Consider the following 16957-nt stretch of genomic DNA (forward strand, 5'->3'; position numbering starts at 1 on the left):
GGAAGGGGCTATTTTTTGGGGAATTTTAGATTAATTATTTCATCTCCACTGCGTTCATATTCCTTACCGAATTTTTTTAAGCAGAAATTATTCAATCTATCCAGATCCCTTTTTTCTCTGTCATAGCTAATTAGCCAAAATGCCACTGAAATTCCCGTTAAAAAGACCTCAAAACCCAGTGATATAGAATCCACATGTCTAAAGTAATTATCAGAAATCAATGCAACGATGAGTCCAATGGAAATGTAAAATGCCCATTTCTTTGCGCTGCGGTTCCTACTAGCGCTACTTTCTAATTCAGAGAATAATTCCTTATCCATTCAATCCCCTATCGCCTTTCCAAAATCTGGTGCGCGGCGCGGTGCAGTGTCGCCCGGCTCCCACCAACTGGTTACGTCATATTGACGCTCTGCTCTATCTTTCGCCCGGTCATTATAGCCTGGGTTCGCCATCTCTTGCAGTTGCTGCAATATCAAGTGGTTGAATGCCGCTTTGGTATACCACAGGTTTGCAAACGGGATAATCATTCTGGCAGTCTGGATAGCATCAGCGCCGACGCTGGTTTCCTCGCCTGACATAGCCTTTTGAAGATTGGTTAGGGTCAGTTTAGAGAACTGCTCTGCGAATCCTAGCACCGGCCCACCGAGAACGGCAGCCATACTTGAGCCGTACTGAGTGTGGTCCTGCAAAATGAAATCACCGTAAATACCGAATGACCCGCCTTTGAGCAGCGCCTGAATCCATGATGTAACGCCGCCTTCCTCAAGCGGGTTCATGTTTCGTGGGTCATTGCCAGTCAGAAGGGCATTCATTTGGTTAGCGAACATGCCTGCAATGGTGGTTCCTGCGACATAAGACGCCAAAAATTTAACCGCTGGCACAGTATCAAGATCCCTATAACGATTCACCATCTGGCGGAATCCGGCGAAAGGCGTTGTCTTGAACAGCATCGCAGACTTCAGCAGTTCCCCCGCGGTGGCACGCTCAAAGGTATCAATACCTGTGGCCGTTGTTATGGCACTGGTCATTTCGCCATGGGTGATGCCTAAAAGCTTCTGCGCGGCCTCTGCCTGCGCGTTTCTAACCATTCGGTTAACTGTCTGTTCTGTCTCAGCATTGAAAGCCTCAGTGAGCGCTTTGCGGCGCGTCTCTGGCATGTCTCCCATAGCGGATAGCGCATCGTCAGCCCCGGCGCGGATACTGGCAATCTTGTCAGCCAGAATCTCCCTGACCTTCTCCTCGGGAACGGCGTAGATACCATCAGGCGTCATTCCCATTGCGCCGCTGGTATTCAGCGGTCGAAGCTCTGCGGCGTTCATGATGGCCCAGTCTTCCTGAGTCCACCCCTTGTTGGCGAGAATGGTTTTATCGGAAGCTTTGAGGGAATCCAACGTTGGGAATTTTCGTGACATGTCACCAATGTTTTTATACATCAGCAAGCCGAAAGATGCCTTGTTTGCCCGGTCCATTGCGATCAGTCCTGACCATTTAAGGGTTTTCTCAGCGAACCAGCCGGTGATGCCGCGTGTTAAATCAAAGCCGCCCATCTTGCTGACTACCGCGGCATGCGAATCTACCAACAGGCCAAGGTCTGCATTGGCGCGCTTAGCGTCTCCGCTGAACAGATTTTTAATAGTGCTGGCCGACAGGCGGGCGCCCTTGTGATCGAAGCCAAGGGCCATAGCGTTGGCGCGCATAATCGCCTGGTCACTGACCGCCGTCCAAACTGACGTGCCGAGCATGGCCGACGTCATCAAGTTGCGCAGGCCGCCTATGGCTGAAGAGAACACCCCGGAGTTCTGTACCCCATTCAGTCCCGCCATTGAGTTGAACATGCGGTCAACCATGCTTCTCTGCGCCTGCATATCCGATACCGGCTTGCCGCCGCCGTCACTGGCTACCGACTTGGTGTAAAGCCTGTCTGCAATCAGCTTGAAGTTGGTGGCGCTGTCCGGCCCGAACGCTTTAACAACGCCTAAATCGCGGGAAGCAGATTGCAGGTGCGACATCATCACGCCGACTACCGGCTGCCCTGTGTATCGCTCCATGTAGTTAAAATGGCTGGTGGCGTCTTTGAACGCCATGACGCGGCTTTGTGAGCCACGGTTTTTAATCCCGCCGCTACCCATGTGCGCACCAGGCTCTATCTTGTTGGCCCCGTCCGTAGATTTAGTTTCGTAGATGGCGGCCAGCGCGTCGCGATACTCTGCGTCATTCATTGGCGAACCGTCTTGGTTCACGTACTGGCTGCGGTCCTGTGTGTCGTAAACATCGTCAATCCATTTGCGGCGGGCAAACTCCGCCGGAGGCATGCGACCAGCAAGACGGGCTGCTGTTCGTTCTGTAACAGGCAGTGTTGCCAGCCACTCATCACGCCCGGCGGCCCTGATCAAATCAGCGTCATCGACATAAGGCAGGTTCCAGTCATCTCGTAGGCCTATGTCGAAGCCGTTATCGTTCATCTCCTGCCGCGACCGGCTGGTTACATCTCCCCATATCTTGGCGATCTTCTTGGCTGCCGGATTTCCGGTATCTTCACCATAGATTTCTTTCAGCAGGTGCAGCTGGCTGGACTTGGCGACCTGCATGTCGAACAGGTTGCGGAATCTCTGCTCACCCAGCGCCTGAGACTGCTGGAAGAACTTCTGCACCTCTGGCCCCGCGTTAGTCATCTCAGCGCTGAGTTGGCGGCTCCAGTCCTGATAAGCACCGGTCGCTAACTCTTCGGCGGATGTGATGTCAACGTGCTGGCCGTCCAGCGTCTTGCGACCGGAAAAAATAAACTGCGACAAGTTGATCGGCGATTGCTCATTCTCCGGGAACGCTTCATTGAGCTTTTTGGTGATATTGGTAATTGCTATGGCGTTCTGTGCCAGCCTCTGCCGCTTCTTGTAGATATCGTGGATAACGCGCTGTGCCGCTAGATCTGCGGCGTCTTTGTAGGTCTGCGCATCTGGCATGCCTGACCGTCCCTCGCGGGCATTGTTGCGGCTTATCTGGCGCACCGATTCCTTGATACGGTCTTCAATGTTCTTCAGCTCGTCTGCCTTTGGCATGCGACCCAGTGTGTTGGCAATGGCCTCTACGCAAGCTTGTTTCATTACGGGTTCCTCAGGAAGCATGAAGCGGCAACGGAATACACATTCGATTCTTTCTGCGCGGTGGCAATCTGCTCATCGAGATCTGCCAGCGCCTTAGCTAGCGTAACCTCTTGGCCGGTGTCCGGATGAAGTATTTTTGCATCGGCATCGGCGGCCAAGTCGCGGGCTGTCATTAGGTCGAAGCTGTTCGCGGAAAGAACCTCGCCAGTGTCGGGATCAGTGCTCACCTTTCCTGCATCTTCACGCCCACCAGCAAAGGCACTGTCTTCACGGAAAGATGCCTCAGCCACGCCTGCATCTGCACGCGGCGCCGCAGTTGAAACGCCAGACTCACGCATGGCTGATTCCATACCATCGCGATAGGCAATGCCCTGTGCTTCTGTCGTTGGTTTGGCAACGCCTTCCAGTCCGCGAATCTGCTGTGAAACGTTGACCGGCTCACCATTCATCAAGCTGCGGGTGGCCGCGTCCATGGCTTTGACGTGCGCATTGACGCTTTCGTTTGATCCATGCACCACCGGCGCTGACTCAATGTCATAGTGCAGCCCCTCATTCATCACGTGCGCCGCGTCTACGTCGCTTGGCTTTATCGGTGCTTCATCGACTAAGCCGCGCATACTCTCTGGGATGATCCCCTGATCAATTCTCGAAAGGTCTGCCTTTGCCTCGAAGAACTGCCCGCCTCTGCTGCTGTCTGCCAGTGTGGCGGACTTGCTCTCTAACTGCTGGCGCAGGTCAGTGACCTGTGCGTCGAGGGTTTGCACTGACTCAGTTCGGCGGGCCCGCGCAACAGACAGCGCCTTTCCGCTGCCGACTACCGGCGAATCCTTAATTTGCTGAAGTTTCTGCACCGCCTGGTCATGACGATATTGCAAATCGTTAACCTCAGCGGCCAGAGCCTTGCGCTCGCCGAGCGGCAAAAGGTTGCTCGCTAAATCCCGCAACTCACTGACCCGTGATTCGTAGGTTGGCGCTGGTGCACCATCACTTACAGGTGCTTCACTCGATGGGGTGGCCGCTGCATCCCCTGCCGCTGCGCTAACTGCTTCCTGCTGCACGGTTGTACCGTCATTTGGCGCTGAGGTCAGCGTAGCGTCGGTGCTAGATGCTGGCGAAGGTTCAACCTCTGGCGCCGCGTTGCGCGATGCAGTCCAGTGATGAAGGCCGCCGAAGGATGCGCCAAGCACGGCATCAACAGCGATCGCCTGCGCATCCCATACGCGGTACTGCTTCGCCATATCGGAATAGCCGTTATCTTCCAGCGTTTCGCCCATCGCAAAGCGGTTAATGCCACCGAATGAAGTGTTGATCCCTATCCCGGAGGCTAGCCGCGTGAGTAACTTCCCGCCGACAGCGGCGGGCAGCCCCATACCCAGGGCATTGAAAGATGCTTGCTCGGTAGCCAGCGTGGCAGCCGTCTCCGGGCTGACTCCCTTCTTCAGGAAGTCCTGACGTGTTGATTCGAATGTGCTGCCGAACGCGACACCACCGCCCACGGCAGGCCCAGCAACCACAGTCGCACCAATGGCGGGAACAAACTTCCCGAACTCGTTAAGTACCTGAGCAGACATTCCCTGTGTCGTTGCATCCGGCTTAACATACTGCCGTGCTGCCTCAAGTGATTTCGAAGTGCTGTCATAGGCGCTATTCAGGGCATCATCAGCACCAGGGAACATTGACTTGAATATCCCGTAGGTTGGCGCCCACTCCAGCATTGTTTGCTGGTCACTAACCACCTCTTTTCCCGCAGCAGTAAGGGTTTGAGCCAGTCCTATCGCCCCCTCTGCGGCGCCGCGCGGGAACGCAGACAGCGAGCCAGCGAAGAATGAAGGATCGTAATCATCTGGCTTGGCTGCCTTATCCTTGGAAAGGTTATCAGTCCAAGCCTGCCCTTCTGGCGCCAGGTCGAAAATGTCAGCCATCAGTTAGCCCTCACGGTTACGGTAACTTCCTTGCCTGTGCGCGGGTCAACGGCCCAGCGACCACTACCAGACAGCAGGCGATACTGGCCACTGCCGATATTAACCGGCGTAAAGTTCGACTGGCCGGCAGGGTTAAGCCCAGCTTCTTTTAGCGCGTCCTGTGCGGCCGTTGTGTAACGGTCCTTGAAGGTGCTTTTATCCATGCCAAACGGCATCACCACGTCACCGCCTTGGAACCCTTTGTAAACACCGCCGGTTGCCATCTTGGCAGCCGTCTCTGCCGCATCACTTTTCACGGAAGCCGTGGTGGTATCTCCCGCGTCACCAGAGCGATAAACGATTCCGGCATAGGCTGATTTGAACAAGCCAAAAGCCATCTGCCGCGCCTGCGGATTGTTAGCAAAAGCATTGCCCACTTCATCATCAAACTTACGGGTTAGCTTATCGTCACTCGGAAGGCTTACAGCAGAGATCCCCGCCTTCTTCTGTTCGGCGGTTGGATTGATTAGCTGATCACCCTGCAAAATAGTTTTGGCCGCGTCGTACTTATCCATGGTTGGCTTGTACGGAATGAAGTCGCTGTAGGCAATGGTGCCGGAACGGTTGTCATATTGGTTGTCAGGCTTGCCAAGCAGCAGGGATGAGTAGGCCACCGCCGCGCTGTTAGGTGCAACTGCACCAGCAACCTGCCGTAACGCAGCTGCCGGAAGCTTCTGCCCCATTGACTGGAGCAGGCCAAGGGTTTGGTCAATGTTGGTTGAGCCGCGTATCAGTTGCGAGAATCCAGCCGCCTCCTGCTGTGACAGGATCGGGGCATTAATTCCCAGCGCCTTTAGGTCACCACTATTTGAGAACCTGCTGTTTATCTCAGTCGCCACGTCATCGGGATTGCTGGTGCTGAGAGGGTGATAAGCGCCAAGCTCAATGGCCGAACCATAGGGATCGGTCTGTCGCTTGTTGATTACAGCCGCCGCCGCGGTCTTGACATGATCGTATGCGCTGGCGCGGGATGCGTATCCCTCCCCATCACCAACTTGTGGGGTGAGGTTTTTTACGGCCGCGTTGATGCTTTCGGTTGGCAGCGTGCGGAATGACCCAATGTACTGCCCGGCGATACGCTGATTATTCAGGTCATCAAATCGCTGCATGCCCTCACGGTATCCGTAGGCGCTAACGAATTCGCTCTGGCTTGGCATGCTCGGGTAGTCAACGCCGCGCAGGTAGGCAGCAGAAGCATCACGCACAGTGCTATCCAACTGCGTGCGGTATTGCGTTTGCTGCTGCTTGCGCAGCGCGTCGGCCTGTCGGATGACAGTTCCCTGTGTAGCGGGGTCAAGCTCATTGAAGTATGGCGTCTTGGTTACTCGCGCCACGCTGTCCAACTGAGAAAACCCAAGGGCAGCCTGTACGCCTTTGCTAACCTGATCGCCGGTATACGGCACTTTGCCATTTTCCTTTTTCATGATGGCGTTGCACAAACTGGTCAGTGTGTCTGCATTGGTCAGATCAAGCGGGTCATTGGCCTTAACACCCAGTTGCGCACAAACGCTATCAATATAGGCTTGCGTGTCATTCTCTTTCCCGTCTTTACCCGGCGGCGCCCAGCGCCCGATAATGGTTGCTGGAGTGTCATACCCCTGCCGTGCATATGACAGCAGATTTTTACCTAGTGCACGGATCCCATGTTCGGGCGTTTCGAACTGAGCGAATCGACCATCGCTTCCGGTCTGGCCCTGCCAACTGTTGTTGTCATTAAATTCGATGTTGCCGGGGTTGTTATTGCGGATGCCGCGAGTTCCATCGACAACCTGAGTTGATGAAACGCGAGTAGTTCCGCCTACGTCCGATGGCTCGCCGTTCTGGCTGATGACGGTTACATAGTCAGAACCAATCTGAGAATTAGCCGCAGCCAGTGCAGCGCGCTGGGTAAATTTGGATTGCTCCGCTTGAATCTGTTCCGGCGACCAGCCCTGAGCTAAGCCGTATGTCTCAATGGAATTTTTGGTGCGGGCATTATTCAGCTGATACGCAGCAGGATCGGAGTAAAGACCCGCTGCCGAAGTTACGCCAGTTTCAATGATGGCCTGCTGCTGCCCGGCGCGATATTGCTGCATCTGCCCGTATTCATGCCGCTCTGCTGCGCCTGATAGCTGGATTGCACCAGATTCCATTTGGCGCTGCCAGTCTCGCTGTCGTGATGCTGGAACCGAAGAAGCAAGTTGGCTAGCCAACTCATGGTATTGGCCCACGGCCTTTGGCGCGCTCCCGAGGGCGTTGCTCCCCTCGAGTTGAGTCTGTGCTGTCTGGATCCCCTGCATGCCAGCATTCAGCTTTAAAACAGCATCCTGAAATTGACCGTCGTCATAGCGGTTCTTTTCCTGCACGATCACATTCGACAGGTTCTGACCTACATCAGCGATAGCATCAAGACCGTTTGGCCGCTGCTGAATGTTTGCAGTACTGGCAGGCGCAGCTCGGTCTACCGTCTGGCGCTGGTACTCTGGTACGGCTACTGAAGGAACTGTCGGCATAGAGGCACCTTAGCTGAAAGAGAATCTAGATTTAGATGAATATGGCTGCGAAGCTAAATTGGAGAACATACTGCTTGATGAACCACCTGATACAGTTGGCGTATTAATACCGCCCATGGTCTGGTAAGCAGAGAATCCTTTGAGCGTGCTGTTTAAGATTGTCGTGGCCGCGCTGGCGCGTCCGGCGTTCTGGTCAATCTGGCCCTGCGCTCTGCTGGCGCTGGCTTGGAAATCAAGCCCGGCAGCCTGGCGCTGCGCGTTGTTGATTGTTGTCAGGGCATCCAGTTCAGTGCCTGAGGCTGTATCACCGAAGGTATTGAGCGCAGAACCGGATGTCAGGTCTGTTCCGTTGGCCCCGAATGCTGCCGCCTGCCGCCCGGCAATCTGCCGACCCTGCTGGCGCTGCTGCTCTGCCTGCGCATTACCGGCGTTAATAGCATCGCGCCCTGCCTGCTCCTGCGCATCTGCGTTGGCGTTTGCCATCTTCTTGGCGTCGTTACCCTGCTTCACTGCACTGGCCGCTGATGCTGCTGCCGCGATAGCTGTAATGGCGAGTACCGCCGTGGTAGGTTCACACATTAGTTCGCCCTCAATTCAAAGTGATGGAATGGGTATTGCAGCGCGCCATACGGTTTTGGCTCATGCAGGGTAAAGCCCAGCCAGTGAAGCCATGACTTGGCTGACGTGTTGCGGGTATCTACAAAGTTTTCTAACCGAGGATATAAAGCCAGCATTTGAGCCAACACCGGGCGGCAGTGGCGCAGGAAGGTGATCTGAACGCTTTCAAGTTTTTCAGAACCCACCAGCCATGGAACGCCGAAGCCAGTAAGCAGTGAGGCCGGGCATACACCGAAAATTGCCACCAGCTCTCCATCGACCAGACCGGCCCAAGAAACAGAAGAGGCGGCCATAGATCGGCGGAGAACTTCGTCAGGTTCGATTAAGGCTGCGGCATAGAACTCATCGATGTCCGCCTGACGAATGAACGGCAACATTGCAGCAGCGTGCTCAGAGGTGGCTTTGACAATCTCGACCTTGCGCATCAGCCACCTACCGTTACTTTCGGGATTATGGACAGAATAGACAGCGGAAGAGGGTCGCTCTGCGTGATGATCACCCTGCCGTTTTTGTCCCATTCAGCGTCAAGCTCGACAGTCACAAGCCCGGTACGATTAGCAACAGGGTCGTCGTAAAATTCAAACTCTCGCTGCGGATACTCGTACATCTTACCGCCTGGCGTTCCGGCAATAATCCCTCTACTGTCCTGCACCATAATGTCGGCTTTGTGAATGAGTTTCTTTTTATCGAGAATGGTTTCCTGCCCGGCAAAGTTAACGTCAAGAGTTTCCACATTTGCTGTAATAGGCAAGCCAACATGAACCACGGCCCCCGGCGTCTCCAATTCAATCATGCCGTTGGTGACGACCTTCTGTGGCTCCACGTTTCCATCTGAAAGAATGCTTACGGTCTGGCCCTCAAGGTGGCCGACGCCTGAAAACTTGAACTTAGCAAGGCTCCATGTGCTAGTGGGTTGCGCTTGGAACTGAGTCGGCACGTTCCGGCTAGCCCTGACAGTCACCACATTACCGCCGACCACAGAAAGAATTGTGAGTTTGAGAACCTTATCTGTGCTGTCTTCGTTATAAGGCAATAAAACCTGATCACCCACGTTGCCTGCGCTAAAGATGCTTGCACCACCGATGGTAAGCGTCAGGTCAACGCGATAATCCCAGTCACCAGACCCGCCGGTTAGTGTCGCAGTTCTGGCCGAGTCTTTGTTTCTGCCGTCATAACTCAGGCCACTATCCACGATAAAAGCATCGGTGATGTCGGTAAAAATACGAGAAGAAAGGCGCTCAACATAGCGCTTTGTCTGGCCGTTAATCACACGACGGACAACAGCATAAACCGCGTCTTCCGTTCCCTCGCTGATGCTGCAAACCGATTCGTAGAAACCGTTGGTAGTTGGGTGCGGGTGCCAGGCAACAACTTGCTGATCACGCAGATAGGTAAGCCCGAGCAGCAAGCCATCTTCACGAATACACCAAACCACGCTGAACGGGCTGATAGCTATCGCCCAGTCCACAATTTGATGACCGATAAACAAATGGTTGGCGAGGATTGTTAGGTCTGAGCCTTGGAACCCGTCTACGTCGAAGGAATAAGCCAAATCGCGCACCGCCCCGCCCTTCTGCTGGACGTAAAGCGCTACGTTACTGATAGATATTGGCGGCACATCGCTCGCGCCGTTCTGGCCCTGCGAGCTGAAATTAAAAGATGATGGCGTGAGCGTTCCGGTCTGGTCCCCATTGACCTTGTATTCACCGCCGGAGGTAAGCGCGACCAGTGAACCCACGTCAATAAGGTGTAGGATTTTATTTAGTTGGCGGCCCGCGTAGGTGTAACTGATAGCGTCATCGTCAACCTGCGGGACTGAGCGGCCAAAGTCTTTATAGTCACCGCTTTTGCTCGTCCATATAGTCTGAGGGAATGAGGTAGATGCAGCAAAAATAAGGCGCTGCTGGAAGTAAACAACGGTAGATGGATAGCCGTCGACGCTGTTCCAAGCATACTTCGCCCACTTATGGCTTGGTGTAGTTATCAGGTCTTTGGGCAGTCGATTAACCACTGTCGCGCTAGCGGTAAGCCCATCAGACGAAACTGAATTGATACGCACAATGCCATTGCCACTGTGAATATAAAGCCACTCGACGCTATGCTCATCACCGGCCCAGCCATCCAGCGCTCGGCCTTCTGTGTGCGTAGGCGCAACGGTGCCAGTTTTACCCGCACGTGTGCATGAGTAATAGTTTGTTGAGTAACGAATCTGCTGATCAAGTATGACCTGATTATCTGTTTCCCACTTCCCGATATCGCCGGTATTCAACTGCTCAAGGAAAAACAATGTCCCCACCTGCTCAGCTGTGAAGATGGCAGCAGTCGCAGTGAGGGTGACTGTCCCTGTCTCTCCTGACGTTTTGACCGTGATAGCCTTATCTATGTTCACATCTTGGAATGGGCCATCATTGGTGTTGACCTGCGCGGTGCGCCAGTCCTCGTTGCCGTAGCGGCGTATTTCCAGCGGCGCATACTTGGCGTGGCAAATTGTCATCACGTCTGCGGACTGAGTGAACTTAAGCATGAACAGGTCAGCGGCAACGTAAGGCGTCACTACCTCAACCGGCTTCCCTGCATTGGGGCCAGTTGAGTAAACCACCTGCGCGCCTTTCGACCAGATGCGCATATACAGATTGCCAAACTCTAAACAGAAGGTCTGATCTACAGAGAACTGGAATGGGATAAGGCGTGATGCTTGCCCTGAGAATTTGGACTCGCCAATGAATCGGAAGCCCGGACGGTTATCAATACCGCCAAACTGACGCACCACGAAGTTTCGGCACCGGCGCAACGAACTGGCATAGCGCTCAAGGTCAACGCGGCCATAAAGGTTTGGTGAGATTTCCCCACCAGCAAATGATGCCTGCATTGCGCTGACGGCCATTATGACAACCTCGCTATGGTGAGTTCTGATTCAGGAACAGGCGGCTCTTCCGACTCATTCATTGAGCGCGCGCCAGCTGACAGGATCACGGCGTTGTACATCTGCAATGCTTTGTTGCCCAGATCACCAGATGCAGAGAGAGGCATCGCCAACTCAGCAGCGAGACGCCAACTCAACGCGTCACTAAACAAAGAATCAAACATGTTCGGGTCGGTTATTTTCCCGACGTATAGCAGCTGCGCTTCAGGCTGGTTGGTGTAGATGATTTTCCCGGTACCGTCTGAATCCGATCCAACTTCATAGGTGATGCGCATGCCCGGCGCAGGGAAGCGAATACCCGGCGTCATAATTTCGATGATGCGTGAGCAGTCAGTCGGGTAGCGGTAGGCAAACTGCCAGTCGGTGGACGGTGTACCCAGATCGGCCAACACAACGCGCTTAGATGCAAAGTTCCAATCGAAGTCACTCAGCACAGCGTCACGCGCTGACTCATAGAACACGTTGCAGATGTCGGCCTGCTTGCTTTGTTCGCTCAGGCTGTTGATGGTGCGTGAGCTGCCGATGCGCATCAGCGCGATGTTGCAAATCTGGATAACAGAGGCCATTACTCATCACTCCCGTAAAGCGTGTCCGCTGCTGATTTCTGTGGCGCTGAACCATCATCCATGAGGCCGATATCGGTGATCTGCATTTCAACGCTGCTGAATGAGTCTTCGCCGTCTTCGCGGGTGCTGGTGGACAGAACCTTAACCTTTCCGGCAAGCAGCATCTCTGCACCAACTTTAGGCAGAGCAATGCCGAGTTTTTTCAGCGTTTCGTTGTTGAGGGTAATGCGCAGTCCCCACGGATAGTCGTCACGCTGAACCGTCTTACCGTCTTCGTTTTCAAAGACGTCCGTACCCTGCTTAAGGTTGACCATCTGCGGCTGTGCCATGTTGATGCTCCAGAGAATTAAGGGGCTTTCGCCCCTTCGGATAGGTGGCTGTTAAACGCCTAATTCAGCGCGCTTTTCAGCGATTTTGGTTTTCATGGTTTCGGCTTTCATTGCCGGATGCGGGGCTGAGCTGAACAGGGCTTCATACTCATCGCGCAGAGCAGCCAGATCGATATCAGCCTGATTAGAGCCTCCATCACCCAAGTCGATGCCCTGACCTTCACCACCTTGACCACCATCGCCTTGACCAGAAGAGATTTCGACATAGTTCTTGTCAGCCTTCTTCTTGGCTGCAATCGCCGCGTCGTTGATTGGATCCAGCGCGCTGCCCGGCTTACCCTCGTATTCCACTTCCTCGCCTTCTTGATAGATGCGCTTGTGGATGTACGAGGTTGCGAGGACTTTGTAACGTGCAACTTCTGACATGTTGCCCCCTGTTATTTAACGGTGAAGCCAGATGCGTAGAACGTATTCGCATCGACATCGAGGTTAATACCAGCAGTGAATGCGCCAGCGGTGAGCGGTCCGGTGGTAACCACGTAATTCACGCGGAGGTACTTCAGGACGCCCGCAGGAACTTTGGTAGACAGAACGCGCTTACCGGCAATCAGGGAAGCCAACGCAAGAGCACCGCTATCAAACAGGGTTACCCACGTTGAATTATCTGCGCTGGTTTGCAGCTGGATGTTTACGGTCGCAGCACCGGCGGCTGTAGCCGTGGTGTTGACGTTGGCCCAGAACTCCAAAGGCTCACCGACGCCAATATCACGGCGATTGCCTTTAATCGGGCCAAGGTCGATAACATCAGTTGAAGCAGCTGTAGCGGTGACCGCCTGCGCTTCGGAGAACATCAACAGTTTGTCGAGGATCATCTTTATTTCTCCATTGAGTGGGCCGCGTGTGCAGCCCATCAGTTAAAGTCAGGCGTTAAACTACGCGAGCTTCTGTTTCCAGCAGCGCATCGGTTTCACGGATTGGGACGTTACGGAAGGTTGTCCAGAACTCGCCTTCGGTTTCTTTCACTGAGATAGCCAGAGAGGCTTTGCTGAGTGATTGAATATCGAGATATTCAGCCAGAGTGCGGTTCATGTAGAACACTGGCTTGCCCATGCCACGGTTAGGGATACGGTGAATCGCTTTGATCATCAGCTTCACAATATCGATAGGTGTGGTTGCATCGAGATCGCTGATATCGACGTTTGCGATGCGCACTACATAACGCCAGTCACGCAGCGCCAGACCGTTATCCCACTTGTAGTGAGATCGGTAGCCCTGGTACTTTCCGCCATTGGCATCTTGCAGCGTTTGCTCGCCAAGGTCTTGGGTCTGCAACCCTGCCTTTTGGCCTTTCGGGAAGATACCGTGCACGGTGTTCTCACCCCACACCACCAGCCAGATCGATGCGTTATCAGTGCCAGTGCCGCCAGCATCGATGATGTTCTGTGCATTACCGGCGGACAGACTGGAATAGCGAGAGGACAGGCCCATGAATTGAGATGGGTTGACGCTGGTATCGCCATAGAAAAGAGTGGTTGCCATCGACTGGTTCATTGCTTCGATGAATGCGCGGTCTTCCGACAGGCGAAACTCTGAGGTGTTGCCGTTCAAATCAGCCAGTGATTTGTCGACCTCAGAGTAGGTTTCCAACATCCCGCACGCGTCAGTGATCTGAACGGTGGTTGATTTACTTGGCTGCACACCGTAGTTCAGCAAACGCCAAGTTGCCTGTGGCAGGCCAGAACGCACGGTAGTGCGGTGACCTGTAGGCAGGTTACCTTCTACGAAAGGCATGTCTTGCAAGATCACGTTGGTTTGAGATAGCAACTCGGTGATCACTGCGATTTTGCCGTCCGGGTCTTTGCGCTTACCCCAGTCAGCCAGCGTTAATGCTGTAGTGCTTTTAACAGCCATATTTCAGTTCCTCACTTATTTCCATACAAAATATCGGCCTGACTACGCTGGCCACCAGTGTTTGGCATGACCATAGAGTCTTCACTCATGGCCTTGCCGACTTTCACGCAAAAACGCACCAGATCTGGATGGTTTCCCAGCCCGGTGGTTTCCAAATAATCACGCAGGCCAGCAGGTGCGAACGTGTCCAGCGCCTTCTGTGCCAGCCCTACGTTCGCAACAAACGAGTCACCGCCGATTTCTTTGTCGGTCTTGACTTCGTTCGCCCACGCTTCGGTTTGCTTTGCCCAGTTCTCAGCCTGGCGGGCTTCAATCTTCGGCAAGATTTCTTTGCCGTAGGTGTCCACCAGCTTTTGAGCCTGTTCATTGTTCAGGCCAAGGTCACGCGCCACAGGGTCGAGTAACGCGGTCATTTCCGCATCAAGCTCTTGTCCTTCTACCGGTGACTTGAATTCGTACTTTTCAGGAACCTGCTCGGCCTTGGCCTTATCGGTTTTCGCCTTGTCAGCGATTTCCTTTTCCTGCGCCAACTGCTCTGGCGTTTTCTCTTCGGTACCTTCTGGCTTATCGCCCGCAGGTTTATCGCTGACTTCTGTGCCAGCTGGCTTTTCAGCGCCGGATGCTGGTTCGGAAGCTGCTGCTTCTGGCTGTTCTGCACCACCAGCGCCACCAGCTTCAGCACCCGCATCGGCGGACTGAAGGCGGCGAAGCATTAAGCGTTCATATAAGTTCATTGATCTTTCTCCGTTTAACCTTCAGGCCGATTAGGTCGGAATGGTTTTAGCTTTCAGTTGGGTCAGCAATGACGTGATAGTTGTGCGCAGCGCGGCGGTATCAGTCAGCAGCGCGTTGTATTTGGTGACCAGGTCGTTGTGGTCAGTGAGTAAACCTGCGACATCGCTGGCTGACGATGCTGTATCAGCGGTAGCAGTTGCCGCGGCCGGGTTAGCCAGTGCCGCGCCGAGCTTTACGCCTCCGTTGGTGGTAGACGTTGGGTCAGGAACTGCCGACGAACCACCGTCAATGATGTCTACAATCTGGTTAGCGCCATCGAGACGCACTACGCGCTGGGTCTGTGTAACCATGGTTATTCGTCCTCTCCTGCTTCTTTCGCCATTACAAGCCACATATCAGGGCAGACGCGCATGATGTCGCTGAATACGCGCAGACCGGCGTTACGTTGGCCTTCGTTAAAATTCGTTGTGTTGTTGTCGCCAGCGAACGTGGATTGGAAAACCCTCGTTTCCTGAAGCTGCTTCCAAACAAACCGGCGGCCAGACACTGTGCTCATCACGTTTTCAATGTCTTGGTCATCGCGCTTCAGGCGCTCTACTGCTTTCTTGTGAGCCTCTTCGGATAGCTGCTCTTGATCTTCTTGGTCATTGAAATCGGTCATTGCTGCATTGCCCCCGCCACCGCAGTCAGCGCGCTAGGCTGATCGGTTTGAGTTTCGCTGAGGGTCTTGGCTCCCTGAACGGCGGCCATACTTTGTGCCAGTGCCTGCTGCTGTTGCTGCTGCTTGGCGCGTTCTGCGCGTACTTCTGCAACCTGGTCACTGGATGCAATGATGGTGGCCGGAACGCCGACCATGCTGCCGTAATCGTCAATGGCCTGATCGATATTGAGCTTGTCGAATGCTTGAGGATTGGCCTGAGCCAGACCGCCAACGAATCCGACAAAGCGCTCGATAGAGCCAATGCCCACGGCTTTCTGTGCCTGAGCCATGACAGAAATGTATTCGACGCGCAGCGGCATGCCTGCCAACTCTTGCGGCGGAGGCGGAAGCATGTTCTTGCGGGCCATGATGTTAAAGATGCGGTCGATAGACGGGTCGAGGAATTCGTCATTTAGACGCTCAAGGACAGGCCCGAGCATCAGCAGCTTCTCTTCTTTCATCTCGACCACTGCCTCTACCGGCATGCTGCGGGTATTGACGTTTTGCAACATCATGAAGAGGTCAACGAAGTAGGCGGAGTCGATAAGGGATCGGGTGTCCTGAATGTCGGCCACTAGCTCATTAATTCGCGGGTTGATGGTGTAAGCCGGTTGGAATGCAGTTTGATTGCTCACCTGATCAACATAGGTGATCTCGCCCGGCAACAGGCTGGCTCTTTGATTGCGTAAGCTGGTGGGTCCAACCATTGGCGGATTGACCAGCTTATCGATGGCCTGAGCCTTGCGCTTCTGCTCGAGCTGCAAAGCTTTCACGCTGCCCAATGCAATCATGCCCGGACAGGATGAGCCGTAAACGTCCTCGCCGTTGATGTCCCAGCGCGGCGCCATGATTGGCATATCGTCAAAGCCTTTCTCACTCAGCAGCTTGTTGTCGTCGCCACCCAGCTCGAAATAGACCGAAGAGAAACGCTTATTCTTCGAGTCAAGTTTTCCGGTATCGCGGTTCATGTTCGGCTCTACCACGTGCACCACATCGAACCACTGTTCGTATTGCTGGCTGTCCCACGCTGATTTAACGCTGGTGCTGACATTATCAATGCCGAAGCGCTGCACAATCTGGCGGCACGTCATGGAGAATTTGCGATAAACGGTATCGACCTGAAGGCGATCGCTGTTCGACAGGTAGTAGCTGCCGATCGGGAATGGGTGCGTGCGGATGACATCTTCGTCATCTTCCAGCAGTGACATAGCGGTAGTGCCAAACGTGCCAAGTTGCCCGTAGACAATCGGCAAAGACTGGTACCAGTTCGACTTGTTCATCACATCGTTCATGCGGTTCTGGACAGTCTCAAGCCAGAACTTAACAGGGCCGAACTCCATCATTTCTGGGTCGGGCGTTCCTAGAGTGAACCATGGGCGCGTAGGGCTGGTGATTCCGGATAGCATGCCGCTGGACAGCGTGCGGTTTGCCATCGTTGCCGTAGGGTCAACAATGTTGGTATTGCGCTTTGAGCGGTTGCGCTCTGACATCAGGAACCGGCTGCCGCGGGGCAAAATAAAATCTGACAGGTCGCGCCAGTGCGAATCAAACGATGAACGCTCTGACTCCAGAGAACTCATCTGCTTGGTGTAAAACTGCTTGCGCGATTCTTCTGCCATTG

General features: G+C 54.1%; 16 protein-coding genes. All 16 read right to left on the reverse strand.

What is annotated here, in order from left to right; genetic code table 11:
* Positions 1 to 8: 8 nt before the first annotated feature.
* From ACT3RT_RS13875 to ACT3RT_RS13950, 16 genes are read right to left on the reverse strand one after another with little or no spacing between them, the layout of a single operon-like run.
* The gene (locus tag ACT3RT_RS13875) at positions 9 to 320 is read right to left on the reverse strand and encodes a hypothetical protein (protein WP_496203161.1); all 312 of its coding nucleotides are present in this window, start codon (positions 318 to 320) and stop codon (positions 9 to 11) included.
* Positions 321 to 3101 (reverse strand): hypothetical protein, encoded by a 2781-nt coding sequence (locus tag ACT3RT_RS13880; protein ID WP_496203162.1) that lies wholly within the window; start codon positions 3099 to 3101, stop codon positions 321 to 323. It abuts the gene before it with no gap.
* The gene (locus ACT3RT_RS13885) at positions 3101 to 5023 is read right to left on the reverse strand and encodes a hypothetical protein (protein ID WP_496203163.1); all 1923 of its coding nucleotides are present in this window, start codon (positions 5021 to 5023) and stop codon (positions 3101 to 3103) included. Before ACT3RT_RS13885 ends, ACT3RT_RS13880 begins: the two co-directional genes overlap by 1 nt.
* Complete coding sequence (locus ACT3RT_RS13890) at positions 5023 to 7554, reverse strand: hypothetical protein (protein WP_496203164.1); 2532 nt, start codon at positions 7552 to 7554, stop codon at positions 5023 to 5025. Before ACT3RT_RS13890 ends, ACT3RT_RS13885 begins: the two co-directional genes overlap by 1 nt.
* Positions 7555 to 7563: 9 nt before the next feature.
* Positions 7564 to 8133 carry a hypothetical protein gene (locus ACT3RT_RS13895; protein ID WP_496203165.1) on the reverse strand — a complete coding sequence of 190 codons (570 nt, stop codon included), beginning with the start codon at positions 8131 to 8133 and terminating at the stop codon, positions 7564 to 7566.
* Positions 8133 to 8597, reverse strand: coding sequence for a hypothetical protein (locus ACT3RT_RS13900; RefSeq protein ID WP_496203166.1), 465 nt, complete (start codon positions 8595 to 8597; stop codon positions 8133 to 8135). Before ACT3RT_RS13900 ends, ACT3RT_RS13895 begins: the two co-directional genes overlap by 1 nt.
* Positions 8597 to 11056, reverse strand: a complete 2460-nt coding sequence (locus ACT3RT_RS13905; RefSeq protein WP_496203167.1) for a hypothetical protein — start codon at positions 11054 to 11056, stop codon at positions 8597 to 8599. The genes ACT3RT_RS13900 and ACT3RT_RS13905 overlap by 1 nt, the downstream gene beginning before the upstream one ends.
* Positions 11056 to 11661 carry a hypothetical protein gene (locus tag ACT3RT_RS13910; protein WP_496203168.1) on the reverse strand — a complete coding sequence of 202 codons (606 nt, stop codon included), beginning with the start codon at positions 11659 to 11661 and terminating at the stop codon, positions 11056 to 11058. Before ACT3RT_RS13910 ends, ACT3RT_RS13905 begins: the two co-directional genes overlap by 1 nt.
* Positions 11661 to 11990, reverse strand: a complete 330-nt coding sequence (gene gp10 / locus ACT3RT_RS13915; protein ID WP_485900624.1) for a capsid staple protein — start codon at positions 11988 to 11990, stop codon at positions 11661 to 11663. The genes ACT3RT_RS13910 and gp10 overlap by 1 nt, the downstream gene beginning before the upstream one ends.
* 51 nt (positions 11991 to 12041) lie before the next feature.
* Positions 12042 to 12416 carry a hypothetical protein gene (locus ACT3RT_RS13920; RefSeq protein WP_496203169.1) on the reverse strand — a complete coding sequence of 125 codons (375 nt, stop codon included), beginning with the start codon at positions 12414 to 12416 and terminating at the stop codon, positions 12042 to 12044.
* Between the two features lie 11 nt (positions 12417 to 12427).
* Positions 12428 to 12862 carry a Bbp16 family capsid cement protein gene (locus ACT3RT_RS13925; RefSeq protein WP_496203170.1) on the reverse strand — a complete coding sequence of 145 codons (435 nt, stop codon included), beginning with the start codon at positions 12860 to 12862 and terminating at the stop codon, positions 12428 to 12430.
* A 55-nt stretch (positions 12863 to 12917) separates the two neighbouring features.
* Positions 12918 to 13901 (reverse strand): major capsid protein, encoded by a 984-nt coding sequence (locus ACT3RT_RS13930; protein WP_496203171.1) that lies wholly within the window; start codon positions 13899 to 13901, stop codon positions 12918 to 12920.
* An 11-nt stretch (positions 13902 to 13912) separates the two neighbouring features.
* On the reverse strand, positions 13913 to 14635 hold the full coding sequence (locus tag ACT3RT_RS13935; protein WP_496203172.1) for a peptidase: 723 nt from the start codon (positions 14633 to 14635) through the stop codon (positions 13913 to 13915).
* 30 nt (positions 14636 to 14665) lie between these two features.
* Positions 14666 to 14986, reverse strand: a complete 321-nt coding sequence (locus ACT3RT_RS13940) for a phenylalanyl-tRNA synthetase subunit beta (RefSeq protein ID WP_485900634.1) — start codon at positions 14984 to 14986, stop codon at positions 14666 to 14668.
* 2 nt (positions 14987 to 14988) lie between these two features.
* Positions 14989 to 15297 carry a Bbp19 family protein gene (locus tag ACT3RT_RS13945; protein WP_485900636.1) on the reverse strand — a complete coding sequence of 103 codons (309 nt, stop codon included), beginning with the start codon at positions 15295 to 15297 and terminating at the stop codon, positions 14989 to 14991.
* Entirely contained in the window at positions 15294 to 16955 is a 1662-nt protein-coding gene (locus ACT3RT_RS13950) for a portal protein (protein WP_485900638.1), read from the reverse strand. The genes ACT3RT_RS13945 and ACT3RT_RS13950 overlap by 4 nt, the downstream gene beginning before the upstream one ends.
* Between the last annotated feature and the right edge of the window lie 2 nt (positions 16956 to 16957).

Source organism: Ewingella sp. AOP9-I1-14, assembly GCF_052375995.1.
Lineage (GTDB): Bacteria > Pseudomonadota > Gammaproteobacteria > Enterobacterales > Enterobacteriaceae > Ewingella > Ewingella allii.